A 24,999-nucleotide genomic window follows, 5' to 3' on the forward strand; every position below is an offset into this window, starting at 1 on the left:
ATTCGCACTGAATTTACATTCTTTACAATTTAACCTTACGGTTTTTGCCAGTTCATTCGTCTCTCGGGTTTTACACAGTCAATAAGAATCAATACCATTGCCGCCTCTTTGCCATCAGGTGACATCGCCATGCTGCTGCACATTCCCGGACTGTTCGCGAAAGACGAAGTGCAGCGTATCCGCGAGGCGCTGGAGCAGGCCGATTGGGCCGATGGCAAGATCACCGCGGGCTTTCAATCGGCCAAGGCCAAACACAATCTGCAACTGCCCGAAGGCCATCCGCTGGCCAAGGAAATCGGCGCGGCGATGCTCGAGCGGTTGTGGAAAAACCCGCTGTTCATGTCCGCCGCGCTGCCGCACAAGGTCTTCCCGCCGTTAGTGAACTGTTACACGGCTGGCGGCAGTTTCGATTTCCACATCGACAATGCTGTGCGCCAGCCCAAGGGCAGTATCGAGCGGATGCGCACTGATCTGTCGGCGACGCTGTTCTTCAGCGAGCCTGAGGATTACGACGGCGGCGAGCTGGAAATCCAGGACACCTTCGGCACGCAACGGGTGAAGTTGCCGGCCGGCGACATGGTGTTGTACCCCGGCACCAGCCTGCACAAGGTCAACGCGGTCACTCGTGGCGCGCGCTATGCGTCGTTTTTCTGGACGCAAAGCCTGGTGCGTGAGGACAGCCAGCGTGCGTTGCTGTTCGAGATGGACGGTGCGATTCAGCAGCTCACGCAGGACCTGCCTGATCACCCTTCGCTGATCCGCCTCACCGGCACGTATCACAACCTGCTGCGGCGCTGGGTCGAGGTATGAGTTTTCAACTGCGTCGCGAGGAAGTCCTCAGCGGCGAACAACTCAGCGTCATGCTTGCAGAAAGCCCGGCCCGTGCCGCGCAGGCGATTTTGCTGGCGGCGGGCGAGGGCGAAGTTGAAGCGCAGGCGTTGCTTGGGCAAATCCTGCTGGATGGTCAGGGCATCGCCCAGGATCAACCGCTGGCGCTGCGCTGGTTTGGCATCGCTGCCGGGCGCGGGCATCTGATGGCGCGCAACATGCTCGGGCGTTGTCATGAGCATGGTTGGGGTTGCGCGGCGGATGCGGCGATTGCCGCGCGGCATTACCGGATTGCAGCGGATGCCGGACTGGATTGGGCGATGTACAACCTCGCCAATCTGCTGGCGACCGGGCGGGGTGTGGCGGTGGATCATCAACAGGCGTTGGCGCTGTATCGGCGCGCGGCTGAAGTGGGCCATGCGAAATCGATGAATCTGCTGGGGCGGTATCTGGAAGAGGGACAGGTGTGCCCGGCGGATCCTGCTGCGGCGCGTGATTGGTATCGGCGTTCGGCTGAGGGTGGGGATTTTCGCGGGCAGTTCAGTTTTGCGGCGGTGTTGGCGGGTGAGGGGCGGATTGATGAGGCGGTCGATTGGCTTGAGAAAGCCCTGGCGGGCGGCAATCTGAATTTTCTGCGGGTCGCAGGTCAGGCGCTGGCTGGCGCGACAGATCCAAAGATTCAGGTCTTGGCATCCAGATATCAGCTTCGCGCCGATGAGTTAAGCCGCACCGCATAACCCCTGTGGGAGCGAGTCTGCTCGCGAAGGCGTCTTGTCAGTCACCAACACCTGCACTGATTCACCGCTTTCGCGAGCAGGCTCGCTCCCACAGGAAAGTGCATCAGCGAATACAAAAAAGCCCATGACACGTCATGGGCTTTTCACTTGCAGCTAGCAGCTTGAAACTCGCAGCTGCTCTTACACGTAAAACGATTTCAGCGGCGGGAAGCCATTGAACTCAACCGCGCTGTAACTGGTGGTGTAAGCACCGGTCGACAGCCAGTACAGACGATCACCAATCGCCAGGTTCAGCGGCAGACCGTACTTGTAGTTCTCGTACATGATGTCGGCGCTGTCGCAGGTCGGGCCGGCGATCACGACTTCTTCCATCTCGCCTTTCTTTTCGGTCCAGATCGGGAACTTGATCGCTTCGTCCATGGTTTCGATCAGGCCGGAGAACTTGCCCACATCGGTATACACCCAACGCTCGACGGCAGTACGCGACTTGCGTGCAACCAGTACCACTTCGCTGACCAGAATACCGGCGTTGGCAATCAGCGAACGGCCCGGCTCGAGAATGATTTCCGGCAGGTCATCGCCGAAGTCTTCCTTCAGGAAGCGGATGATTTCTTCGGCGTAGGTTTCCAGGCTGTTGGTGCGGGTGATGTAGTTGGCCGGGAAGCCACCGCCCATGTTGATCAGCTTCAGGTGGATGCCGTCTTCTTCTTTCAGGCGTTCGAAGATCACTTTGACCTTGGCGATCGCTGCGTCCCAGACGCTGATGTCGCGCTGCTGCGAACCAACGTGGAAGGAGATGCCGTACGGCACCAGGCCCAGATCACGGGCGAGGATCAGCAGGTCCATGGCCATGTCGGTCTGGCAACCGAATTTGCGCGACAGTGGCCAGTCAGCCGTGGTCGAGCCTTCGGTGAGGATGCGCACATAGACTTTCGAACCCGGGGCAGCCTTGGCGATGTTGCGCAGGTCGGCTTCGGAGTCGGTGGAGAACAGACGCACGCCCTTCTCGTAGAAGTAGCGGATGTCCTTGGATTTCTTGATGGTGTTGCCGTAGCTGATGCGGTCCGGGCTGACGCCACGATCCATCACCTTGTCCAGCTCATAGATCGAGGCGATGTCGAAGCTCGAACCTTTTTCTTTGAGCAGGTCGATGATCTCGACGGCCGGGTTGGCCTTGACCGCGTAGTAGACCTTGGCGAATTCGAAACCGGCGCGCAGGTCATCGTAGGCCTGGGCGATCATCGCGGTGTCGATCACCACGAACGGGGTTTCCTGTTTGTCGGCGAACGCCTTCATTTTGTCGAATGTAGCGCGCGCGAAATAGTCTTCGACCTGGATCGACATACTTGGGACTCCTAGTGGCAAACGTCGTTAATCAATGGGTGCAAATGAACGTCCTCCGTATCCCCACTTTGGTTCGCCTACTTCCCAAGGCATGTCGCCGAAAGCAAAAAGGCCACGGGTGTGAAGCTTCCCTTGGCCTTGCTGTCTCGTCGTCAGTACTTGAGCCGGATGGATCGTTTCCAGCATGGACGTTCGGCGCGAACTTTAGGGCGTGAGGGGCGCGAGATCAACTAAAAATGTCGCGTTTTTGCACGCTTCTGACGTGCGTCGCGTTCATCACTCTTTGTAGCCGACCGAGATGACGGGCAGATGTTCCCCGGGAATTTTCGAGTGTTAAAAATACCTGCACGTTCGCGGCTTTTGTCGGCTAAGTCGTGGGTAAGTGTGATGGCGGCAATATCGGCGACGTTGGCCGCGAGAGGAGAGGGTGAGGGGGATTTTGGTTGTTTCGCGGGTTGTCTCATACATGCTGTCCGGTCCGCAGGTGTTGAGATTCTTTTCCGCTAGGCGAATGAAGAAAAAATCACGCAGATCCTGTGGGAGCGAGCCTGCTCGCGAAGGCATTTTCACAGCCAACATCATTGTTGACTGATATTGCGCTTTCGCGAGCAGGCTCGCTCCCACAGGTTTCGTGTTTTACGCGACTACCGCCTCAGCCGGCGAGACGATATTGGTCTTCATCCCGCGCGAACGTCCCGAGCTCAGATAAGCCGCAATCGACTCCTGCGTGACTTCACCAAGGAACACCCGCTCGGCATCCATCACCGGCAGCCACGCACGGTTGAACTCGTACATCCGCGACAGCAGGATGCGCAAATGCTCGTCATAGGCGGCGGTGGCGTTGAACTCACGCAGGAACTGCGCGCAAGTGCCGGTCTGGCGGTGCAGGTCGCGACGACGCACATAACCCAATGCCTTGTTCTCGACACAGGTGACCACCACGTAGCGACGGTCATGTTCGTCCATCAATTCCAGCGCATCGGCCACTGGCGTCTCCGGGCTCACCGACGGCGCGTTGTCCGCCGCGTCTTCTGCCTTGACCAACAACAGACGCTTGAGCGTGCTGTCCTGGCCGACGAAGTTGCTGACAAAGTCGTCCGCCGGGTGCGCGAGCAGAGTGTCCGGGTGATCGATCTGCAGCAGTTTGCCGGCGCGGAAGATCGCAATCTTGTCGCCCAGCTTGATCGCTTCGTCGATGTCGTGGCTTACCATAATCACGGTCTTGTTCAGCGCGCGCTGCATTTCGAAGAACTCGTTCTGGATCATCTCGCGGTTGATTGGGTCGACTGCACCGAACGGTTCGTCCATCAGCAACAACGGTGCGTCCGCGGCCAGTGCGCGGATCACACCGATGCGCTGTTGCTGGCCACCGGACAATTCACGCGGATAACGATGCAGATACTGCTTGGGCTCTAGCTTGATCATGCTCATCAGTTCGCGGGCGCGGTTGTGGCATTTCTGTTTGTCCCAGCCGAGCAGTTTTGGCACCACGACGATGTTCTCTTCGATGGTCATGTTCGGGAACAGACCGATCTGCTGGATCACATAGCCGATGTTGCGGCGCAGGGTTACTTCGTCGAGATCGGTGGTGTCTTCGCCGTTGATGAGGATCTTGCCCGAGGTCGGTTTGATCAGGCGGTTGATCATTTTCAGCGTGGTGCTTTTGCCGCAACCCGATGGCCCGAGGAACACACAGATTTCGCCTTCATTGACGGTCAGGCTTACCGAATCCACGGCTTTGACATCTTTGCCGTTGCTTTGGAAAGTTTTGCTGAGGTTTTGAAGTTCGATCATTTGAGGAGTCCTTTTGGAGTCAGCGTACGTTGCAGCCACTGCAGGAGAAGGTCGGCGAAGATCGCCAGAAGACTGACCAGCAGCGCGCCGACAATCAGCATCGACATGTCGCTGCGGCTGATGGAGGCGAGGATCAATACGCCGAGGCCACCTGCGCCGATGGTCGCGGCGATGGTCATCACGCCGATGTTCATCACCACGGCGGTGCGCACACCGGCAAGGATCACCGGCACGGCGATCGGCAGTTCGACCATGCGCAGGCGCTGGCCGAAGGTCATGCCGATACCGCGTGCGGCTTCACGGATGCCCGGTTCTACACCGGTCAGGGCGAGGTAGGTGTTACGCATGATCGGCAGCAGTGAATAAAGAAACACGGCGGTGATCGCCGGCATCGGGCCGAGGCCCTGGCCGAACTTGGAGTAGAACGGCAGCAGCAAACCGAACAGGGCAATCGACGGCACGGTCAGCAGCACCGTGGCGCTGGCTTGCAAGGGGCCTGCGAGGGTCGGAAACCGCGTCATCAGAATGCCCAGCGGCACGCCAACGACAATCGCCAGGGTCACGGCGATGCCGACCAGAGTGATGTGCTGCCAGGTCAGGTGCATCACCTGCTGCCAGTCGAGGTGGGAAAAGGCGTTCAGAAATTCCATGACTTTTCCTCCTTAGTTGAGTGGGTGCTGGCGCAGGAAGTCGGCGGCGACTTTCGACGGGCTTTCGTGATCGACGTCGACCCGCGCGTTGAGCTGGCGCATGGTTTCGTCATCGAACAGTTCAGCCAGTGGCTTGAGTTGCTCGGCCAGTTGCGGGTGCGCGTCCAGATACGCCTGACGCACCACCGGCGCGGCGGTGTAGTCGGGGAAGTAGTGCTTGTCGTCTTCCAGCAGCTTCAGGCCGAAGGCGTTGAGACGACCGTCGGTGGTGTAGACCAGACCGGCAAACACCTGACCGTTGCGTAATGCCGTGTAAACCAGCCCGGCATCCATCTGGCGGATGTTCTTGCGGGTCAGATTCATGCCGTAGAGATCGACCATGCCGATCAGACCGTCGGAGCGGTTGGCGAACTCGGTATCCAGCGCCACCAGATGATTGGTTTTGGCCTCGGCGCGCAGCACTTCGTTCAACTGGCTGATGTTGTTGATCTGCGGATATTCCTCAGCGACCTTTTTCGGCAGCGCGAGGGCGTAGGTGTTGCTGAATTTCGACGGGGTCAGCCAGATCAGGCCTTTTTTCGCGTCGAGTTCTTTTACCCGGGCGTAGGACTGGGCGCTGTCGAGTTTTTCGGTGACATGGTTGTAGGCCACCAACGACACGCCGGTGTATTCCCAGAGCATGTCCAGTTGTCCACTTTCGTGGGCGCTGCGGGCCAGATTACTGCCCAGACCACCGGTGATCTGCGCGTCATAACCTTTGCTGCGCAGGTATTGCGCGGTGATTTCCGCGAGCAGCGTCTGTTCGGTGAAGACACGGGCGCCGAGACGGATCACTGGTTTTTCAGCGGCTTGCGCGATTCCTGCGAACAGCAGGATGCAGCCTGCTATCAATCCCAAAGACGAGCTAAATCGTTTCATATTCATTCCTTCGCAAAAGCCTTAAGACGGGCGCAAACCGCGTTCCAGCCAGAGACGGCTGGCGAGGGTGACGACGCCATCGAGCAGCAAGGCCAGCAGCGCGGTGCACGCGGCGCCGAGCAGCAGTTGCGGCTGATTGTTCAGGGCGATGCCAGGGAAGATCAGGCTGCCGAGGCTGTTGGCGCCGATCAGGAACGCCAGCGGTGCGGTGCCGACGTTGATCGCCAAGGCCACACGCACACCACCGACGATGATCGGCACGGCGTTGGGCAATTCGACTTTCCACAGCACCTGACGCGGGGTCATGCCGATGCCGACGGCCGCTTCTTTCAGCGAGCCCTGCACATTTTTCAGGCCTTCGTAGGTGTTGCGCACAATCGGCAGCAACGAAGCGAGGAATAAAGCGAAGATCGCCGGGCCACTGCCGATGCCGAGGACGCCGAGGGCAATCGCGAGCACGGCCAGCGGAGGCACGGTGTTACCGATATTGAAGATCTGCATGAAGCGTTCAGCGCGGCCGACCATGGTCGGGCGACTGAGGAAGATGCCGGCGGGGATGCCCACGACCAGGGCGGCCAGCATTGAAGCGAGGACGAGAATCAGATGAGCTTGCAGGTAAAACAACAAATCGTCGCGGTAGTGTTCGATCGTGTTGATGCCGATCCAGTGGACCAGCAGGGCCAGGAGCGCGATCACCACCGCACCTCCCATCAGCCCTTTGCCATAGCGGATAGCCACAGGCGGACTCCTTTTTTTGTAGTCGGCGAGCGCAGTCCCGTGTGGCATGCCAAGCCTTGGCCGCCGGGAGTGAACGTTCGCGAAAAGTGGCCGTTTTTCAGGACCGGCAAAGCGGTCTGAAAGCGAGCCATGAGCGCAGCCTCGTCAGGCTAACTTGCTGATTTTTCAGCCCCTGACGAAAATTCGTAACAGGGGATGGACGTCTCCGTGCTTTAAAAGGTTCCCATCTGCGGCAGCATTTGGCCACCCTTAATGTGCTCAACGGTTCGGTTATTGCATCGAGTTGGGCTATAATCGCGGCCCTTTTTTGAATCACCGCCAGGCGATTTCCCATGACCAACCAGGCCGCCGAAGTCGCGAAACGCCGCACTTTCGCCATTATTTCCCACCCCGATGCCGGTAAAACCACGATCACCGAAAAGCTCCTGTTGATGGGCAAGGCGATTGCAGTGGCCGGTACGGTGAAATCCCGTAAATCCGATCGCCATGCGACATCCGACTGGATGGAGATGGAGAAACAGCGGGGTATTTCCATTACCACGTCGGTCATGCAGTTCCCGTATCGCGACCACATGATCAACCTGCTCGACACCCCGGGCCACGAAGACTTCTCCGAAGACACCTACCGTACCCTGACGGCGGTCGACTCGGCATTGATGGTTCTCGACGGCGGTAAAGGTGTTGAGCCACGGACCATTGCGCTGATGGACGTCTGCCGTCTGCGTGACACGCCGATCGTCAGCTTCATCAACAAACTCGACCGCGACATCCGTGACCCGATCGAACTGCTCGACGAAATCGAAGCCGTTCTGAAGATCAAGGCCGCGCCGATCACCTGGCCGATCGGTTGCTACCGCGATTTCAAGGGCGTGTACCACCTGGCCGATGACTACATCATTGTCTACACCGCCGGTCACGGTCACGAACGCACCGAAACCAAGATCATCGAAAAACTCGACTCCGACGAGGCGCGCGCGCACTTGGGCGACGAGTACGACCGCTTCATCGAACAGCTGGAACTGGTGCAGGGCGCCTGCCACGAGTTCAACCAGCAGGAATTTCTCGACGGTCAGTTGACCCCGGTGTTCTTCGGTACTGCTTTGGGCAACTTCGGTGTTGACCATGTACTTGACGCCGTTGTTGATTGGGCACCGCGTCCGCTGGCCCGTGTGGCCAATGAGCGTACCGTCGAGCCGGTGGAAGAGAAGTTTTCGGGCTTCATCTTCAAGATCCAGGCGAACATGGACCCGAAACACCGCGACCGCATCGCCTTCATGCGTATCTGCTCCGGCAAATACGAGAAAGGCATGAAGATGCGCCACGTGCGCACCGGCAAGGACGTGCGCATTGGCGACGCCCTGACGTTCTTCTCCTCCGAGCGTGAGCAACTGGAAGAGGCGTACGCCGGCGACATTATCGGTCTGCACAACCACGGCACCATTCAGATTGGCGACACTTTCAGCGAAGGCGAAGTCCTCGGCTTCACTGGCATTCCGCACTTTGCGCCGGAGCTGTTCCGTCGTGTGCGTCTGCGTGATCCGCTGAAGTCCAAGCAGCTGCGTCAGGGTCTGCAACAACTGGCTGAAGAAGGCGCCACTCAGGTGTTCTTCCCGGAGCGCAGCAACGACATCATTCTTGGCGCCGTGGGTGTGCTGCAGTTTGATGTGGTCGCGAGCCGTTTGAAGGAGGAATACAAGGTTGAGTGCTCGTATGAGCCGATTACTGTGTACTCCGCGCGCTGGATCGAGTGTGACGACAAGAAGAAGCTTGAGGAATTCTCTAACAAGGCTGTGGAGAACCTGGCACTGGATGGTGGTGGTCACTTGACTTACCTTGCGCCGACGCGGGTTAACCTGGCGTTGATGGAAGAGCGTTGGCCGGATGTGAAATTCCGCGCGACACGTGAGCATCACTAAGCGCTGAATTGGTTTGTTCGAAAGCCCCCTCGGTGTGTGCCTTGGGGGCTTTTTTGGCTTTTGTTTTGGGGGGATATCCGTTTCTGCGGGTGTTGCGGCTGACGGTTTCGCCCTTACGGCGACTCACTTTTTTTCAAACGCCAAAAAAAGTAAGCAAAAAACGCTTGCTCCTACGTACGGCCCGCTCGCTGGGGCTCGGGGTTCCTTCGCTCCGGGATCGATCCGGGCGCAGCGCCTACGGTTTGCTTCGCTGCACCTCCTCTCGCTGTGTTTGGCTTCGCCAAACGGTCGCTGCGCTCCCACGCCCGGATCAATCCCCCCACTCAGCCTTCCGACGTCGCCTTACAGATCAAAAGCTGCAGCCGAGCTAACGCTCATCCTGTGTAGGAGCTGCCGAAGGCTGCGATCTTTTGATCTTGATTTTGCTTTTCTGTGCGAGCCGGCTTGCCAGGCGACCTGTTTCTTGCCGTTGTACTCAATCCAATTGTCGGAGTGAGCCTGCTCGCGATAACGGTCCGACAGCCGACCACCCTCTGGCAGATTGAGCTCAATCCACTGTGGGAGCCTGGCTTGCCAGTGATGGCGGCCTTACAGCCGACCATTTTCTAGTTGAGTGCACTCAACAACTGAGCTGCCGAAGGCAGCAAAGTCAAAAGATCGCAGCATGCGGCTGCTCCTACAGGGGGATGTAGGGCGACTCCGTTTTTGTCGAATCAATGTACTTGAACGCGACAACCCGCCTGTTGGACGTTAGTGTTCCAGCTCCCCGCAAGTCGCTTTGAGAGGTCAATGGAATGACGAGTCGACTGACTCACCTGCTGCGCCTCGGCAGTTATTTCGGTGTGATGGCCTGGGTGCTCGGTGCGCTGTTGTTCATCAATCGCCTGAGCAGCATGGTCAAGCTGTTCATGGCGTTGTACCTGCGTCAGGAGTTGGGGCTGGCGATCGAGACGGTGGGCTGGTTGCTGTCGGCGTATGGCGCGGGTTTGCTGGTGGGTTCGATGCTCGGTGGCTGGCTCAGCGATCATGTGCGCACGGCGCGGCTGACGGCGGCACTGTTCTTCATTTCGGTGTGGGTGTTGATTCTGCTGGGGCTGGTCACGCAAGTGCCGTTGCTCGCTGCATTGTTGTTGCTTAGCGGGACGATCGATGGGGCTATTCGCACCCTGCATCAGCGGCTGATCATGGAATATTGCGAGGTGGCGCAGCGTTCGCGTGCGCAGGCCTTGAGCCGGGTGGCGCGCAATCTGGGCATGGCCGCCGCCGGGGTGGCGGGCGGGGTGTTGGCGCAGACGGATTTTCGCTGGGTATTTTTTGGCAGTGCGGCGATGACGTTGCTGGCGCTGCTGTGGTTTGTCCGCACCACGTGGCGTCGTCCGGTGCTGATCAATGACGAGCCATCCACGAGCGGCCCAAGTGGATCGGGTGCGCCGTATCGCGATAAACCGTTCCTGTGGTTGCTGGCGGCGACGGCCGTGCTCGGCATCGCCTTCGACACGGTCTACAGCACGCTGGGCAACTACCTGCGTGATTACTATCAGTTGAGCACCGAGGCGATCGGCTGGCAGTTCGGGCTCAATGCGTTGCTGGTGATCGCGCTGCAGATTCCGCTGTCGCACTGGGGTGAGCGCTGGGGTACGCGTCGGCAAATGCTCGCAGGGAGTTTGTTGCTGGCCGGCGGATTGGGCATGTTGCCGTTCGGTTCCGGGCTGGCGTTCGTCTGTCTGTCGACGCTGATCTGGACCTTGGGTGAAGCGTTGTTCATGCCACCTTTGAATGTACTGGTGATGCAGTTTGCCCAGAGTGGCAAAAGCGGTCAGTACTTCGGCCTGTTCTTTATGAGCTGGAGTGCCAGTGCGCTGTTGTCGCCGGTGCTCAGCGGTCAGTTGTACGGCAACTTCGGTGGCCACAGTGTCTGGCTGGCCAGCACTGTGTTGGTGCTGATATCGATTCCCTTGACCTGGCAAGCTACGCGCCCGCTTAGCTGATCCGGCGATAGGCATTATTCGAAACCTGTCTGTCGGTGAAGGGCATTTCTGCCGGCTCGTTAGCGTCCTATCTGGTGAACCCGATGGATCGGAACTAGATTTCACACAGCGCCAGTCAGGCACGAATGTCTCACCTGAAAATGGATGGAGTCGGCTATGAAAAGCAGGTTGCTACGGGTTTTATTGCTATTGAAAGTGATGGTCATGCTGTCCCTCGGCACCGCGACGGCCTGGGCCGAGTGCGAGGATCATGATTCCCAGGCCTTTAACGGCCAGGTCGGGCACAGCGGCTTGATGCTCGCCAAGTCTGAGTCCGAGCCGGGCGATCAGGGCCAGGGTGGTGCAGCCGATGATGACGACTCGACCACTGACGAGCCGGACACTGATGATCCGGATGACGAAGGCGATAGCCAGACGTAAATCGCAGGCAAAAGAAAACCCCTTCTGCCTCGACTGATGCGCAATCGAGGCAGAAGGGGTTTGCTCAACACTTTATCCCTGAATAAACACGATCCCCGTAGGAGCTGCGGCACGCTGCGATCTTTTGATTCTGATTCTGACAATCAAAAGATCGCAGCCTCGTTTCACTCGACAGCTCCTACAGGTTTCGTGTCGGTCTCCGGATTTGCTTACGCCGCGCCATCAAGGAACTGCTCGGCGTAGTGGCAAGCCACCTGCCGGCTGTCGAGCTGGCGCAACGCCGGCTCTTCCGTGCTGCAACGCTCGGTCGCATACGGGCAGCGCTTGTGGAAAGCGCAGCCCGGTGGCGGATTCAGCGGGTTAGGCAGTTCGCCGACGATCTTGATTTTCGGCTTGTTCGGGTCCGGGTGAATGGTCGGGGTCGCCGACAGCAGCGCCTGGGTGTACGGGTGCAGCGGGCGTTCGTAGATGTCGTTCTTCGGACCCAGTTCCACCGGGCGACCGAGGTACATCACCATCACGTCATCGGCCACGTGTTGCACCACCGCGAGGTTGTGCGAGATGAACACGTAAGCCGTGTTGAACTCCTGCTGCAGGTCCATGAACAGGTTCAGCACCTGCGCCTGAATCGACACGTCGAGCGCCGAAGTCGGTTCATCCGCCACCAGCACTTTCGGTTGCAACATCATGGCGCGTGCCAGGGCGATACGCTGACGCTGACCGCCAGAGAACATGTGCGGATAGCGCTGATAATGCTCAGGGCGCAAGCCGACCTGCTTCATCATCGCCTGGACTTTCTCGCGACGCTCAGCGGCGGAGAGGTTGGTGTTGATCAGCAGCGGTTCGCCGAGCTGGTCACCGACTTTTTGCCGTGGGTTCAACGACGCGTACGGGCTCTGGAACACCATCTGCACGTCTTTGCGCAGTTGCTTGCGCTGGGCCTTGTCGGCGCCGGCGACTTCTTGGCCGGCGATTTTCAGCGAGCCGGACGATGGGTCTTCGATCAGCGTCAACGCACGGGCGAGGGTGGATTTGCCGCAGCCCGACTCACCCACGACGGCGAGGGTCTTGCCGGCTTCCAGTTCGAACGACACGCCATTGAGTGCGCGTACGATCGCATGGCCCTTGAACAGGCCACGGGAGACTTCGTAGTGACGGGTCAGGTCGCGGGCGGTAAGTACGACGGCCATTACGCCACCTCCTGGTTCAGCGGGAAGAAGCAGCGGGCGAGGCTGTGGCTTTTCGGATCAAGACCTGGACGCTGCGCACGGCAGCTGTCCTGCACGTACGGGCAGCGCGGCGACAGCAGGCAACCCTGCGGACGGTCGTAGCGGCCCGGGACGATGCCCGGCAGGGTCGACAGGCGTGAGGCGCCGAGGCTGTGCTCGGGAATCGCCTTGAGCAGGGCTTCGCTGTACGGGTGCGCCGGGATGTCGAACAGTTGCGGCACCTGACCGACTTCAACGGCTTGACCGGCGTACATCACACAGACGCGCTGGGCGGTTTCAGCCACGACCGCGAGGTCGTGGGTGATCAGCACCAGGCCCATGTTCTGTTCTTTCTGCAACGCCAGCAGCAGATCCATGATCTGCGCCTGAATCGTCACGTCGAGTGCCGTGGTCGGTTCGTCGGCGATCAGCAATTTTGGCTCGCCGGCAATCGCCATGGCGATCGCGACACGCTGGCTCATACCGCCGGACAGTTGGTGCGGGTAGGCGTCCATGCGGCTGGCGGCGCCCGGGATTTCAACTTTTTCCAGCAGCTCGATCGCACGTTTGCGCGCTTGCTTGCCGGACATTTTCAGGTGCAGGCGCAGCACTTCTTCGATCTGGAAACCGACGGTGTAGCTCGGGTTCAGCGCGGTCATCGGGTCCTGAAAGACCATCGACAGGTCTTTGCCAACGATCTGCCGACGCTGACGGTTGCTCAGCTTGAGCATGTCTTTGCCGTCAAAGCTGAGCGAGTCGGCGGTGACAATGCCGGGGTGCTCGATGAGGCCCATCAGCGCCATCATGGTCACGGATTTACCCGAACCCGATTCGCCCACGATGGCCAGTACTTCGCCCTTGTCGACTTTCAGGTCGAGGCCATCGACCACCGGCGTCGCGGTTTTGTCGCCGAAGCGAACGTTGAGATTCTTGATTTCTAGCAGTGACATGGGAATCTCCTCAGGCGGCGTTCTTGAGTTTCGGGTCCAGCGCATCGCGCAGACCGTCGCCCATCAAGTTGATTGCCAGCACGCTGAGCAAAATGGTCAAACCAGGCAGGCTCACCACCCACCAGGCGCGTTCGATGTAGTCGCGGGCCGAGGCCAGCATGGTGCCCCACTCAGGGGTTGGCGGTTGTACGCCAAGGCCGAGGAAGCCCAACGCAGCGGCATCGAGAATCGCCGAGGAGAAGCTCAGGGTCGCCTGCACGATCAGCGGCGCCATGCAGTTGGGCAGCACGGTGATGAACATCAGACGTGGCAGACCGGCACCGGCCAGGCGCGCGGCGGTCACGTAATCGCGGTTCAGCTCACCCATCACGGCAGCGCGGGTCAGACGCACATAGGACGGCAGCGACACCACAGCGATAGCGATCACGGTGTTGATCAGGCCAGGGCCGAGGATAGCGACGATCGCCACAGCCAGCAGCAGCGACGGCAGGGCCAGCATGATGTCCATCAGGCGCATGATGGTCGGGCCGATCATCTTCGGGAAGAAACCGGCGAACAGACCAAGGAGGATCCCTGGAATCAACGACATCACCACCGACGACAAACCGATCAGCAGCGACAGGCGCGAGCCCTGGATCAGGCGCGACAGCAGGTCGCGACCCAGTTCATCGGTGCCGAGCAGGAACTGCATCTGCCCGCCTTCCAGCCACGCCGGCGGCGTCAGCAGGAAGTCACGGTATTGCTCGCTCGGGTTATGCGGCGCGACCCATGGCGCGAAAATCGCGCAGAAGATGATCAGCAGCATGAACAGCAGGCCGGCAACCGCGCCTTTGTTCTTGGAGAAGGCTTGCCAGAATTCTTTGTACGGTGACGGGTACAGCAGGCTTTGATCCGCGCTGGAAGCAGCGGTGGCTACTGAGGATGTTGGAGTGCTCATGGTATGGACCTCAGCGCTGATGACGGATGCGTGGGTTGGCAAAGCCGTAGAGGATGTCCACTACGAAGTTGACCAGAATCACCAGGCAGGCGATTAACAGGATGCCGTTTTGCACAACCGGGTAGTCCCGGGCGCCGATGGCTTCGATCAGCCATTTACCGATGCCGGGCCAGGAGAAGATGGTTTCGGTCAGGACGGCACCGGCCAGCAGGGTGCCGACTTGCAGACCGACCACGGTGAGTACCGGAATCAGTGCGTTACGCAGACCGTGCACGAACACCACGCGCGACGGCGACAGGCCTTTGGCCTTGGCGGTGCGGATGTAGTCTTCGCGCAGTACTTCGAGCATCGACGAACGGGTCATCCGCGCGATCACCGCCAGCGGAATGGTGCCAAGCACGATGGCCGGCAGAATCAGGTGATGCAGGGCATCGAAAAACGCCCCGACTTCATCGGCCAGCAGCGTGTCGATCAACATGAAGCCGGTGCGCGGCTCGATGTCATAGAGCAGGTCGATCCGCCCGGAAACCGGCGTCCAGCCGAGGCTCACCGAGAAGAACATGATCAGGATCAGGCCCCACCAGAAAATCGGCATCGAATACCCCGCGAGGGAGATGCCCATCACCCCGTGGTCGAAGAGCGATCCTCGCTTGAGTGCCGCAATCACCCCGGCCAGAAGGCCCAGAATGCCGGCGAACAGCAGGGCGGCCATGGACAGTTCCAGGGTCGCCGGGAAGAGGGAGGTGAACTCGGTCCATACGCTTTCACGGGTACGCAGGGATTCGCCGAGATCGCCGTGGGCCAGTTTGCCGATGTAGTCCAGATACTGGGCATACAGCGGTTTGTTCAGACCTAGGCGTTCCATTGCCTGAGCGTGCATTTCGGGGTCGACCCGACGTTCGCCCATCATCACTTCCACGGGGTCGCCCGGAATCATGCGAATCAACGCGAAAGTCAGCAGGGTGATGCCGAAAAACGTGGGGATCAACAACCCCAGTCGGCGGGCAATAAAACTAAACATCTTGTGTGGTACCTCATCAGCCGGTTAGGCGTGCCCGGTGTCCCTGGGGTCAGGGGCACCGGGAGTTTCTTATCTACTTCACCTGGGTAGTGGCGAAGTTATTAGTTGTCAGAGGGCTGATGTGGTAGCCCTCTACGTTCTTGCGCATTGCAGTAAACATCCGGGTGTGGGCCATGCTGATCCACGGTTGATCCTGATTAAACAGGACCTGAGCCTGCTCATAGAGTTTCGCGCGTTCGGCCGGATCTACTTTAGCCCGTGCTTCGTCGAGCAGTGCCTGGAATTTCTCGTTGCACCAGCGCGCGTAGTTTTCGCCGTTCTTGGCGGCCTCGCAACTGAGCATAGGCGTCAGGAAGTTATCCGGGTCGCCGTTGTCGCCCGCCCATCCGGCCGAGACCATATCGTGTTCGCCAGCCTTGGCGCGTTTGAGCATTTCGCCCCATTCCATCACGCGGATATCGATCTTGATCCCGACTTTCGCCAGGTCAGCCTGCATCATTTGCGCGCCGAGCATCGGATTCGGGTTGGTCGGGCCGCCACCGTTGCGGGTAAACAGGGTAAACACGGTGCCTTCCGGAACCCCGGCTTCCTTGAGCAGGGCGCGGGCCTTGTCGAGGTCACGTGGCGGGTTCTTCAGGTCGTGGTTGTAGCCGAGCAGGGTCGGCGGGTACGGGTTGACCGCGACCGACGCATTGCCTTTGCCGAACAGGGCGTTGACGTAGGCTTCCTTGTCGAAGGCAATGTCGATGGCCTTACGCACGCGCACGTCGCTCATGTATTTGTGCTGGGTGTTCATCGCGATGTAGGAGACGGTCATCGCGTCCAGCTCATCGACTTTCAGGTTGCTGTCTTTCTTGATGCTCGGGATGTCATCCGGTTTCGGATACAGAGCGATCTGGCACTCGTTGGCCTTGAGCTTTTGCAGGCGTACGTTGTTGTCGGTGGCAATCGCCAGGATCAGCGCGTCAGCCGGCGCCTTGCCACGGAAGTAATCCGGGTTGGCCTTGAAACGTACCTGGGCGTCTTTGGCGTAGCGCTGGAAGATGAACGGGCCGGTGCCGACAGGCTTGTTGTTGAGGTCGCCGGTCTTGCCGGACTTGAGCAACTGGTCGGCGTATTCGGCCGGGTAGATCGAGGAGAACGCCATGGCGATGTCGGCCAGGAACGGCGCTTCGCGGCGGGTCAGGGTGAACTTGACCGTGTTGTCGTCGACTTTTTCTACGCTTTTGAGCAGTTCTTTGAAGCCCATGCTTTCAAAGTACGGGAAGCCCACGCTCGACAGTTTGTGCCACGGGTGATTCGGGTCCAGCTGACGCTGGAAGCTCCAGACCACGTCGTCGGCGTTCATGTCGCGGGTCGGCTTGAAGTATTCGGTGGTGTGAAACTTGACGCCTTTGCGCAGGTGGAACGTGTAGGTCAGGCCGTCTTCACTGATGTCCCAGGATTCGGCGAGCGCCGGAATCACCTCGGTGGTGCCGGGCTTGAAGTCCGCGAGACGGTTGAAGATGGTTTCGGCCACCGCATCGGCAGTGACTGCAGTTGTGTACTGGACCATGTCGAAGCCTTCCGGACTGGCTTCGGTGCAGACCACCAAGGGTTTGGCCGAGACGCCGATGGCGGCGCTCAACAACGCGGCAGCGACGGCCGCACGTAGGGGAAGCATTTTCATCGATAACCCTCTGCAATCGGTTGAAGACAAAAAACCGAACGGCCGACTCATCATGAGTCAGCCGTCGGTTGGCGTTTTTTACAGGATGTTGAATGGAATCGTGGTCACGAGACGGAACTCGTTGATGCTGCCGTCAGCCTGGTTTTCGCTGGCGCGGTGCGTGGTGTAGGTCGCGCGGATGGTAGTGGCCTTGAGCGGGCCGCTCTGCACGGCATACGAGGATCCGATGCCGTATTCGTAATGGTGTTCGCCGTCCATGTTGCGCACGTCGTAAGCGGTACCGACGTAGTGAGTACCGTCGATGCCCCAGCCGCGAGCGCTATAGGCGTTGAACTTCAGGCCTGGAATGCCGTACTCGGCCATGTTGATGCCGTAGGCGATCTGGAAGGACTTCTCGTTCGGACCGTTGAAGTCCGACAGCAGGGAGTTGGCCAGGTAGATGCCGTTGGTTTCGTGCAGGTAGTCGAAGTACTCGTTACCGTTCACTTCTTGGTACGAGAAGGTCAGGGTATGTGCCTGGTGAGTCAGACCGAACGACAGCGAGTAGGTGTCATTGTCGATCTCACCCATCAACTTTTTGCCTTCGTCGACGGTCTTGTAGTAGTTCAGGCCGGTGGTCAGGCTCAGTACCGAGCTGTCGCCCAGTTCGTGAGTGGCGCCGAAGTAGTACTGGTTCCAGAAGTCCTCAGCCTGGGTCGCGTAGAGGCTGGTTTTCAGGCTCTTGAGCGGCTGGTAGTTCACGCCGGCGGTGTTGACGTGGTCGGTTTCAACACCGGTATTGCTGTATTCGGTGCGGAATTTCGACAGGCTCTGTTCGGTACGTGGCGACACGCGATCGAAGGTTGCGAGGTCGAACGACAGGTTGTCGAACTCTTCACTGTGGATTGCCACACCTTCGAAGCTCGAAGGCAGCGGACGGTTGCCGATGACGTCGACGATCGGGCTGCTGAAGTTCATGCGGCCGGCGGTCAGGGTGGTGTTGGAGATACGCGCCTTGACGTTGGCCAGACCGAGTTTGCTCCACTGGTCGACGGCGTCGCCGTTGGAGTGGGCGAGGGTACGGTTGGAACCGCCCTTGATGTCTTCGCGGCTGCGATCCAGTGCAATGGCGTTGTACGCCGCGACTTCAGTGCTGATCCCCACGGTGCCTTGGGTGAAGCCCGAGGTGTAGTTGAGGATGGTGCCCTGAACCCAGTTGATCCGGCGCGAGCCGGTCAGGGTTTCGCCGTGGCGTTCATAGCTGAAAGTGCCGCCGCGCTTTTTTTCTTCGTTGGCGTACCAGTTACGGGTCGAACCCGACAGGCTCTGGCCATCGATAAAACCTTTGGCTTCGGACTGGGCGCTGGTGCTGGCCAGTTGCGTCGGCATGAAGTCCTGGCTGACGCTTTCAGCATGGGCTCCGGCGGTGATGCTGCTGATGGCCAGGGCCAGTATCGCGGTGTTGCTCAGTTTCATGGGTGAAGCTCCTTTACTTTCTTTTTATGCCGGCTTTTTTGGGTTGGCCGGTTATTGGTTTAGAACCTATTCACACATCGCAAACGTTTGCAAAAAGCCGGATTGGCGAATTTCGGCAAAGCGCTTGCGTGAGGGGCTAGACAGCGCCCCCCAGCGTTGCGGCTAATCGGCTGGTTTAATCGATACCCACACCCGAGAACACGTTGCGACCGAACGGGCTGACTTTGAAGCCCTCGATCCTGGCGCTTAACGGTTGGTTGACCGTCGAGTGGGCGACAGGCGTGATCGGCACTTGCTGTTTAAGCAATTGCTGAGCCTGTTTGTAGAGCACGGTGCGCTGCTCGCGGTCAGTGACGACCTTGGCCTCTTTGATCAGCTTGTCGTAAGCCGGATCGCACCACATGGAGTAGTTGTTGCCACCAATAGCGTCGCAGCTGTACAGCGTGCCGAGCCAGTTGTCCGGATCCCCGTTGTCACCGGTCCAGCCGATCAGGCTGATGTCGTGCTCGCCATTTTTGGTGCGTTTGATGTACTCGCCCCATTCGTAGCTGACGATCTTCACTTTCAGACCGATCCTGGCCCAGTCGGCCTGGAGCATTTCGGCCATCAGCTTGGCGTTCGGGTTATACGGACGTTGTACCGGCATCGCCCACAGGGTGATCTCGGTGCCTTCTTTGACGCCGGCAGCCTTGAGCAGCTCTTTGGCTTTTTCCGGGTTGTAGGCAGCGTCCTTGATAGTGTCGTCGTAGGACCATTGCGTCGGTGGCATGGCGTTGACGGCCAGTTGGCCGGCGCCTTGATAGACAGCGTTGAGAATCCCTTGTTTATTCACCGCCATGTCCAGCGCCTGGCGCACTTCAAGCTGGTCGAACGGCTTGTGCCGCACGTTGTAGGCGATGTAACCGAGGTTGAAACCCGGTTTGGAGATCAATTGCAGTTTCGGGTCCGCCTTCAGCGCTTCAACATCGGCAGGGCGCGGGTGCAGGGTGATCTGGCATTCGCCAGCCTTGAGCTTCTGCACGCGCACCGAGGCGTCGGTGTTGATCGCGAAGATCAGGTTGTCGAGTTTGACCCGGCTCGGGTCCCAGTAATGTTTATTACCGGTGTAACGGATGTTCGAGTCTTTCTGATAACTCTTGAACACGAACGGCCCGGTGCCGATCGGCTTCTGGTTGATGTCGCTCGGCTTGCCTTCGGCCAGCAACTTGTCGGCGTATTCGGCGGACAGGATGGCGGCAAAGCTCATGGCTATGTTCTGGATGAACGCGGCGTCGACGCTGTTGAGGGTGAACACCACGGTCAGCGGCCCGGTCTTCTCGACCTTGGCGATGTTCTTGTTCAGGCTCATCCCGTTGAAATACGGGAATTCTGTGGGATAAGCCTTACGGAAAGGTTGCTGGGCATCCAGCATGCGATTAAAGGTGAACAGCACGTCATCGGCGTTCATGTCGCGGGTCGGTTTGAAGTACGGCGTTGTATGAAACTTCACCCCTTCGCGTAGGTGAAAGGTGTACTTGAGACCATCCTCGGAAATATCCCACGTGGTTGCCAGGCCCGGGACGACGTTGGTCGCGCCTTTTTCGAACTCAACCAGACGGTTGTAGATCGGTTCGGCGGCGTCGTTATCGGTCGCTGTCGTGTACTGCGCGGTATCAAAACCTGCCGGGCTGCCTTCAGAGCAGAACACCAGACTTTTGCTGGCGGCGAAACTGACGGACGATGCGGCCAACAGGCCGGCACCCAGCAATGCGGAATAAATCAAGGTATGGCGCATGACGCTCCCTCTTTTTTAGTGTTGTTCAATGTGCCGTCGTCTCATCCGGAGACGTTTTGGCAGCATTGAGCTCAATCCAGTGCGTACGGCAAACCGGTAGCCCACGCAGACACTGGTCAGTACCCGACGGTAGGGGCCGCGGTTCTGGCAGTAAATGCGTAAATGCCTTAAAGCTCGTAGGAAAAGGCGACGCGTCCTATACCGCTGCGGTAATCCACTGCGGAATTGGCTGTAGGCAATTTCCTAACTTCCCGGCAGGTAAAACAACGGCGACGTTAAAAACGTCGCCGTTGCAATGCCTTATTTGCTGACGCTGACGCCGTAGAAGGAGTTCAAGCCGAATGGGCTGATCTTGAAGTCCTGCACGTTGGCGCGCATGGGTTGGTACACCGTCGAGTGAGCGATAGGTGTCATAGGGACTGCATCTTTGAGAACGTGTTGCGCCTGTTTGTACAGTTCGGTGCGCTTGGCCTGGTCGGTCGTGCGTTTGGCTTCTTTGACGAGGCCGTCGAACTTCTTGTCGCACCACTTGGAGAAGTTGTTGCCGCTGAGCGAGTCGCAACCGAACAGCACGTTCAGCCAGTTGTCCGGATCACCATTGTCACCGCTCCAGCCAATGATCATGGCCTGGTTCTCGCCACCTTTGGAGCGCTTGATGTACTCGCCCCATTCGTAGCTGGTGATCTTCACTTTCAAGCCGATCTTGGCCCAGTCGGACTGGAGCATTTCAGCCATCAGTTTGGCGTTCGGGTTGTACGGACGCTGCACCGGCATCGCCCACAGAACGATTTCGGTCCCTTCCTTGACGCCGGCTTCCTTGAGCAGCTGTTTGGCTTTCTCAGGATCGTACTTGGCGTCCTTGATGGTGGTGTCGTAAGACCATTGGGTCGGCGGCATGGCGTTGACGGCCAGTTGGCCCGCGCCCTGGTAAACCGAGTCGATGATCTGCGGCTTGTTCACGGCCATGTCCAGCGCCTGACGTACGCGCAGGTCAGCCAGCGGGTTTTTCTCGTCGCTGCCTTTGACCTTGTCCATCACGTTGTAAGCGATGTAGCCCAGGTTGAAACCGGCCTGGTCAGGCATCTTCAGCGACTTGTCTTCTTTCAGCGCTTTCAGGTCGGCTGGACGTGGGAACAGGGTGACCTGGCACTCGTTCTTTTTCAGCTTCTGAATACGTACCGACGGGTCGGTGGTGATAGCGAAGATCAGGTTGTCGATCTTCACATCCTCAGGCTTCCAGTAATCCTTGTTGCCGGTGTAACGGATGTTGGAGTCTTTCTGGTAGCTCTTGAACACGAACGGACCAGTGCCGATCGGCTTCTGGTTGATGTCGGCAGGCTTGCCTTCTTTCAGCAGCTGCGCTGCGTATTCGGCGGACTGTACCGAGGCGAAGCTCATGGCCATGTTCTGGATGAACGCGGCATCTACTTCTTTCAGAGTGAACTTGACGGTGTGATCGTCGACTTTATCGATCTTGGTGATGTTGGTGTCCATCCCCATATCGGTGAAGTACGGGAATTCGGTCGGGTACGCCTTACGGAACGGGTCATCCTTGTTAATCATGCGATTGAAGGTGAACAGCACGTCGTCGGCGTTGAACTCACGAGTCGGCTTGAAATACGGAGTGGTGTGGAACTTGACGCCTTCACGCAGGTGGAAGGTGTACGTCAGGCCGTCATCGGAAATGTCCCACTTGGTCGCCAGACCAGGAATCACGGCGGTGCCGCCGCGCTCGAACTGGGTCAGGCGGTTGAACATGGTTTCGGCTGAGGCGTCGAAGTCGGTTCCGGTGGTGTACTGGCCTGGGTCGAAACCGGCCGGGCTGCCTTCGGAGCAGAACACCAGGTTAGTCGCAGCGGATGCGAAAGGTGCGGAGGCTAACAAGCCTGCGCCGACTAAAAACGGAATGACCGCGTGTTTAAGCATGTTGGCCTCATGATTTGTTGTCATTTTTTAGTTGTGAGGTACGACCTCGTGAGTCGTGCCTGCGGATACTTATGCAGGGGCCATACCCATTGCAAGATCCAGAACGACTGCCGGCCTCAAAGCGTGGCACGAACGTACCTTAATGTCGCATCTGTATAACTTCTGACGCATTTGACCGTTTGCGGGTGGTTTTTACGGTGCAAATGAAGCCCCAAAATGGTGCGTTGGTCACGTTGTGCGCGCCGCCTTGGGGCTTGGTGTTACTTATTTATACCCACGCCATAGAAGGGGGTAAGACCGAACGGGCTGATCCGGAAGTCAGTGACTTCTTTGCGCAGCGGCTGGAACACCGTGGAGTTGGCAATCGGGGTGATCGGCACCTGCTGTTTAAGGATCAGTTGCGCCTGTTGATACAGTTTTACCCGTTGCGCCTTGTCGGTCGAAACCTTGGCCTGTTGCACCAGTTTGTCGTAGGCCGGGTCGCACCATTTGGCGTAGTTGCTGCCTTTCACCGCCGCGCAGCTGTAGAGCACGCCGAGCCAGTTGTCCGGGTCGCCGTTGTCACCGGTCCAACCATAGATCATCGCGTCGTGTTCGCCATTTTTGGCGCGTTTGATGTACTCGCCCCACTCATAGCTGACGATGTTGGCCTTGATGCCGATTTTCTCCCAATCCTGCTGGATCATCTGCGCCGACATCCGCGCATTCGGGTTCGAGGCGCGTTGCACTGTCATCGCCCAGAGGTTGATGGTTGTACCCGGTGCAACCCCTGCTTCTTTCAGTAGCACCCGCGCTTTTACCGGGTCGTAAGGGGCATCCTTGATATTCGGGTCATATGACCATTGCGCCGGCGGCAAAGCGTTTTGGGCCAACTGGCCGGCGCTTTGGTAGACGGCTTTGATGATCGCCGGTTTGTCGATGGCCATGTCCAGCGCCTGACGCACCTTGAGCTGGTCGAGTGGCGCGTGAGTGGTGTTGTAGGCGAGGAAACCGAGGTTGAAACCGGCTTGTTTGAGCACGCGCAGGTTCGGGTCTTTTTCCATCACTTCGATGTCGGCCGGGCGTGGGTAGCCACTGACCTGGCACTCGCCGGTCTTGAGTTTTTGCAGGCGCACGGCGGCGTCCGGGGTGATCGAGAAGATCAGGTTGTCGATCTTCACATCCTCGGGTTTCCAGTAGGCCGTGTTAGCGGTGTAGCGGATCTGCGAGTCCTTCTGGTAACGCTTGAACACGAACGGGCCGGTGCCGATCGGCTTCTGGTTGAGGTCGGCGGCTTTGCCTTCTTTCAACAGTTGCGCGGCGTATTCGGCTGACTGCACCGAGGCGAAGCTCATGGCGAGGTTTTGCACGAAGGCGGCGTCGACGTTGTTGAGGTTGAAGCGCACGGTGGTGTCGTCGAGTTTTTCGACCGATTTGATCGTGGTGTTCAGGCCCATGTCGGTGAAGTACGGGGACTCGGCGGGGTAGGCCTTGCGGAAGGCGTTTTCTGGGTCGAGCAGGCGCTCGAAGGTGAAGAGCACGTCGTCGGCGTTGAAGTCGCGGGTCGGGGTGAAATATTCCGTTGTGTGGAATTTCACGCCTTGGCGTAGGTGGAAGGTGTATTGCAGGCCGTCGCTGGAGACGTCCCATTTGGTTGCCAGGCCGGGTTCGATGTCGGTGCCGCCGCGTTTGAATTGGGTGAGGCGGTTGAAGACGGTTTCGGCGGAGGCGTCGAAGTCGGTGCCGCTGGTGTATTGGCTGGGGTCGAAGCCGGCGGGGCTGGCTTCGGAGCAGTAGACCAGGGTGGTGGCGGCGTTGGCGATCGGGGCTATGGCTGTTAGGGCGAGGGAGATCAAGAGCGGTTTTAGGGTGGATCTTGGCATGGGGTCCCCGGGGAATCGGCGGTGGTGATCTTGGAAGAGTAGCTGGGGCGGGGGTGTTGGCGGAAATATCGTTTTTCTTGGGGAGGTGTCTATCTCGGTATATCCAGCGGTTGTGGGTATATCCGTTGCTGCGGTAACGGCGGCCTAGGGTTCCGCCCTTACGGCGGGTCACTTTTGACAAACGCCTCAAAAGTAACCAAAAACGCTTGCTCCTACGTGCGGCCCGCTCGCTGGGGCTCGGGGTTCCTTCGCTCCGGGATTGATCCGGGCGCAGCGCCTACGGTTTGCTTCGCTGCACCTCCTCTCGCTGTGTTTGGCTGCGCCAAACGGTCGCTGCGCTCCCACCCCCGGATCAATCCCTCCACTCAGCCTTCCGACGTCGCCCGTGGATCAAGATCAAAAGCGGTACTCGAGCTTGCGCTCATTGTGTTGAGTGGTGCGGACTTCGCCGCGTGCGGGTTGTACTTGCCCCCTCTGTAGGAGCTGCCGAAGGCTGCGATCTTTTGATCTGGCTTTTGCTTTCTGTGGGAGCTGGCTTGCCAGCGATGAGGCCCACCCAGTCACCCGATTACTTTTCTGTGTTTAGAGGCGTGTGAAATAACCAGAACCTTCCCACAAGGTTTTCAGGTTGTCCGTCGGACGCTCGCTCTCTAGGCTTGGGTTGTCGCTGAAGGTTCAGCGATCGGGTGTGAGAACCCGGCAATTCATAGTCATTCAGTGTTCATGCCCGCATAATTGCCGCCAGCCAATCCGCTGCATGCAAATGCGTTATGGCGGCTCTGTGCGGGCAGACTTATGTCTGGCCGGGTGCCTATGACCGGTTTTCTCACCCCGCACAAAGCTGCCACCTCTTCGCCGTGTGAG

The 24,999-nt window shown here is 58.8% G+C and carries 19 protein-coding genes; 5 read left to right on the forward strand and 14 right to left on the reverse strand.

The window, feature by feature from the left end; all coding sequences use genetic code 11:
- Positions 1 to 129 precede the first annotated feature (129 nt).
- Positions 130 to 810, forward strand: coding sequence for a Fe2+-dependent dioxygenase (locus tag BK670_RS17735; protein WP_123451602.1), 681 nt, complete (start codon positions 130 to 132; stop codon positions 808 to 810).
- On the forward strand, positions 807 to 1,565 hold the full coding sequence (locus BK670_RS17740) for a tetratricopeptide repeat protein (protein ID WP_123451604.1): 759 nt from the start codon (positions 807 to 809) through the stop codon (positions 1,563 to 1,565). The genes BK670_RS17735 and BK670_RS17740 overlap by 4 nt, the downstream gene beginning before the upstream one ends.
- 180 nt (positions 1,566 to 1,745) lie before the next feature.
- On the opposite strand, the gene BK670_RS17745 is transcribed toward BK670_RS17740, so the two are convergent.
- The 5 genes from BK670_RS17745 to BK670_RS17770 all read right to left on the reverse strand — a co-directional run bounded on the left by BK670_RS17745 (position 1,746) and on the right by BK670_RS17770 (position 6,982).
- Positions 1,746 to 2,909 (reverse strand): type III PLP-dependent enzyme, encoded by a 1,164-nt coding sequence (locus BK670_RS17745; protein ID WP_007915304.1) that lies wholly within the window; start codon positions 2,907 to 2,909, stop codon positions 1,746 to 1,748.
- Between the two features lie 636 nt (positions 2,910 to 3,545).
- Positions 3,546 to 4,703, reverse strand: coding sequence for an osmoprotectant ABC transporter ATP-binding protein OsmV (locus BK670_RS17755; protein ID WP_123451608.1), 1,158 nt, complete (start codon positions 4,701 to 4,703; stop codon positions 3,546 to 3,548).
- The gene (locus tag BK670_RS17760) at positions 4,700 to 5,353 is read right to left on the reverse strand and encodes an ABC transporter permease (RefSeq protein ID WP_064585940.1); all 654 of its coding nucleotides are present in this window, start codon (positions 5,351 to 5,353) and stop codon (positions 4,700 to 4,702) included. The genes BK670_RS17755 and BK670_RS17760 overlap by 4 nt, the downstream gene beginning before the upstream one ends.
- Before the next feature lie 12 nt (positions 5,354 to 5,365).
- Entirely contained in the window at positions 5,366 to 6,271 is a 906-nt protein-coding gene (locus BK670_RS17765) for a glycine betaine ABC transporter substrate-binding protein (protein ID WP_123451610.1), read from the reverse strand.
- 21 nt (positions 6,272 to 6,292) lie between these two features.
- A complete protein-coding gene (locus BK670_RS17770) occupies positions 6,293 to 6,982 on the reverse strand; it encodes an ABC transporter permease (RefSeq protein WP_169844036.1) in 690 nt (229 codons plus the stop codon).
- 359 nt (positions 6,983 to 7,341) lie between these two features.
- Here BK670_RS17770 and BK670_RS17775 point away from each other — a divergent pair, with 359 nt between their 5' ends.
- The 3 genes from BK670_RS17775 (at position 7,342) to BK670_RS17785 (ending at position 11,333) form a co-directional block, all read left to right on the forward strand.
- Positions 7,342 to 8,925, forward strand: coding sequence for a peptide chain release factor 3 (locus BK670_RS17775; protein ID WP_123451612.1), 1,584 nt, complete (start codon positions 7,342 to 7,344; stop codon positions 8,923 to 8,925).
- 794 nt (positions 8,926 to 9,719) lie between these two features.
- A complete protein-coding gene (locus tag BK670_RS17780; protein ID WP_123451614.1) occupies positions 9,720 to 10,913 on the forward strand; it encodes an MFS transporter in 1,194 nt (397 codons plus the stop codon).
- 156 nt (positions 10,914 to 11,069) lie between these two features.
- Positions 11,070 to 11,333, forward strand: coding sequence for a hypothetical protein (locus tag BK670_RS17785; RefSeq protein ID WP_123451616.1), 264 nt, complete (start codon positions 11,070 to 11,072; stop codon positions 11,331 to 11,333).
- Between the two features lie 209 nt (positions 11,334 to 11,542).
- On the opposite strand, the gene BK670_RS17790 is transcribed toward BK670_RS17785, so the two are convergent.
- From BK670_RS17790 to BK670_RS17830, 9 genes are all read right to left on the reverse strand, one after another.
- Entirely contained in the window at positions 11,543 to 12,523 is a 981-nt protein-coding gene (locus BK670_RS17790; protein WP_123451618.1) for a peptide ABC transporter ATP-binding protein, read from the reverse strand.
- A complete protein-coding gene (locus tag BK670_RS17795) occupies positions 12,523 to 13,491 on the reverse strand; it encodes an ABC transporter ATP-binding protein (RefSeq protein WP_095125386.1) in 969 nt (322 codons plus the stop codon). Before BK670_RS17795 ends, BK670_RS17790 begins: the two co-directional genes overlap by 1 nt.
- Before the next feature lie 10 nt (positions 13,492 to 13,501).
- The gene (locus BK670_RS17800; RefSeq protein WP_123451620.1) at positions 13,502 to 14,428 is read right to left on the reverse strand and encodes an ABC transporter permease subunit; all 927 of its coding nucleotides are present in this window, start codon (positions 14,426 to 14,428) and stop codon (positions 13,502 to 13,504) included.
- A gap of 10 nt (positions 14,429 to 14,438) precedes the next feature.
- The gene (locus tag BK670_RS17805) at positions 14,439 to 15,449 is read right to left on the reverse strand and encodes an ABC transporter permease subunit (protein WP_123451622.1); all 1,011 of its coding nucleotides are present in this window, start codon (positions 15,447 to 15,449) and stop codon (positions 14,439 to 14,441) included.
- A 73-nt stretch (positions 15,450 to 15,522) separates the two neighbouring features.
- Positions 15,523 to 17,118 carry an ABC transporter substrate-binding protein gene (locus BK670_RS17810; RefSeq protein ID WP_123451624.1) on the reverse strand — a complete coding sequence of 532 codons (1,596 nt, stop codon included), beginning with the start codon at positions 17,116 to 17,118 and terminating at the stop codon, positions 15,523 to 15,525.
- A gap of 78 nt (positions 17,119 to 17,196) precedes the next feature.
- The gene (locus BK670_RS17815) at positions 17,197 to 18,573 is read right to left on the reverse strand and encodes an OprD family porin (RefSeq protein WP_123451626.1); all 1,377 of its coding nucleotides are present in this window, start codon (positions 18,571 to 18,573) and stop codon (positions 17,197 to 17,199) included.
- Positions 18,574 to 18,748: 175 nt separating this feature from the next.
- Positions 18,749 to 20,347: an ABC transporter substrate-binding protein gene (locus tag BK670_RS17820; protein WP_123451628.1), complete on the reverse strand. Its 1,599-nt coding sequence runs from the start codon at positions 20,345 to 20,347 to the stop codon at positions 18,749 to 18,751.
- A gap of 300 nt (positions 20,348 to 20,647) precedes the next feature.
- Positions 20,648 to 22,273: an ABC transporter substrate-binding protein gene (locus tag BK670_RS17825; protein ID WP_123451630.1), complete on the reverse strand. Its 1,626-nt coding sequence runs from the start codon at positions 22,271 to 22,273 to the stop codon at positions 20,648 to 20,650.
- Between the two features lie 260 nt (positions 22,274 to 22,533).
- Positions 22,534 to 24,135 (reverse strand): ABC transporter substrate-binding protein, encoded by a 1,602-nt coding sequence (locus BK670_RS17830; RefSeq protein ID WP_123451633.1) that lies wholly within the window; start codon positions 24,133 to 24,135, stop codon positions 22,534 to 22,536.
- Positions 24,136 to 24,999: the final 864 nt, after the last annotated feature.

Origin of the sequence: Pseudomonas fluorescens, assembly GCF_003732425.1 — a bacterium.
Classification (GTDB): Bacteria; Pseudomonadota; Gammaproteobacteria; order Pseudomonadales; family Pseudomonadaceae; genus Aquipseudomonas; species Aquipseudomonas fluorescens_BE.

Coding starts and splice junctions, on each gene's coding strand:
- BK670_RS17765 (WP_123451610.1), bottom strand. CDS start 6,271: ATGAAACGATTTAGCTCGTCTTTGGGATTGATAGCAGGCTGCATCCTG.
- BK670_RS17820 (WP_123451628.1), bottom strand. CDS start 20,347: ATGCGCCATACCTTGATTTATTCCGCATTGCTGGGTGCCGGCCTGTTG.
- BK670_RS17785 (WP_123451616.1), top strand. CDS start 11,070: ATGAAAAGCAGGTTGCTACGGGTTTTATTGCTATTGAAAGTGATGGTC.
- BK670_RS17745 (WP_007915304.1), bottom strand. CDS start 2,909: ATGTCGATCCAGGTCGAAGACTATTTCGCGCGCGCTACATTCGACAAA.
- BK670_RS17775 (WP_123451612.1), top strand. CDS start 7,342: ATGACCAACCAGGCCGCCGAAGTCGCGAAACGCCGCACTTTCGCCATT.
- BK670_RS17770 (WP_169844036.1), bottom strand. CDS start 6,982: ATGGGAGGTGCGGTGGTGATCGCGCTCCTGGCCCTGCTGGTCCACTGG.
- BK670_RS17825 (WP_123451630.1), bottom strand. CDS start 22,273: ATGCTTAAACACGCGGTCATTCCGTTTTTAGTCGGCGCAGGCTTGTTA.
- BK670_RS17740 (WP_123451604.1), top strand. CDS start 807: ATGAGTTTTCAACTGCGTCGCGAGGAAGTCCTCAGCGGCGAACAACTC.
- BK670_RS17760 (WP_064585940.1), bottom strand. CDS start 5,353: ATGGAATTTCTGAACGCCTTTTCCCACCTCGACTGGCAGCAGGTGATG.
- BK670_RS17805 (WP_123451622.1), bottom strand. CDS start 15,449: ATGTTTAGTTTTATTGCCCGCCGACTGGGGTTGTTGATCCCCACGTTT.
- BK670_RS17795 (WP_095125386.1), bottom strand. CDS start 13,491: ATGTCACTGCTAGAAATCAAGAATCTCAACGTTCGCTTCGGCGACAAA.
- BK670_RS17755 (WP_123451608.1), bottom strand. CDS start 4,703: ATGATCGAACTTCAAAACCTCAGCAAAACTTTCCAAAGCAACGGCAAA.
- BK670_RS17800 (WP_123451620.1), bottom strand. CDS start 14,428: ATGAGCACTCCAACATCCTCAGTAGCCACCGCTGCTTCCAGCGCGGAT.
- BK670_RS17815 (WP_123451626.1), bottom strand. CDS start 18,573: ATGAAACTGAGCAACACCGCGATACTGGCCCTGGCCATCAGCAGCATC.
- BK670_RS17830 (WP_123451633.1), bottom strand. CDS start 24,135: ATGCCAAGATCCACCCTAAAACCGCTCTTGATCTCCCTCGCCCTAACA.
- BK670_RS17735 (WP_123451602.1), top strand. CDS start 130: ATGCTGCTGCACATTCCCGGACTGTTCGCGAAAGACGAAGTGCAGCGT.
- BK670_RS17780 (WP_123451614.1), top strand. CDS start 9,720: ATGACGAGTCGACTGACTCACCTGCTGCGCCTCGGCAGTTATTTCGGT.
- BK670_RS17790 (WP_123451618.1), bottom strand. CDS start 12,523: ATGGCCGTCGTACTTACCGCCCGCGACCTGACCCGTCACTACGAAGTC.
- BK670_RS17810 (WP_123451624.1), bottom strand. CDS start 17,118: ATGAAAATGCTTCCCCTACGTGCGGCCGTCGCTGCCGCGTTGTTGAGC.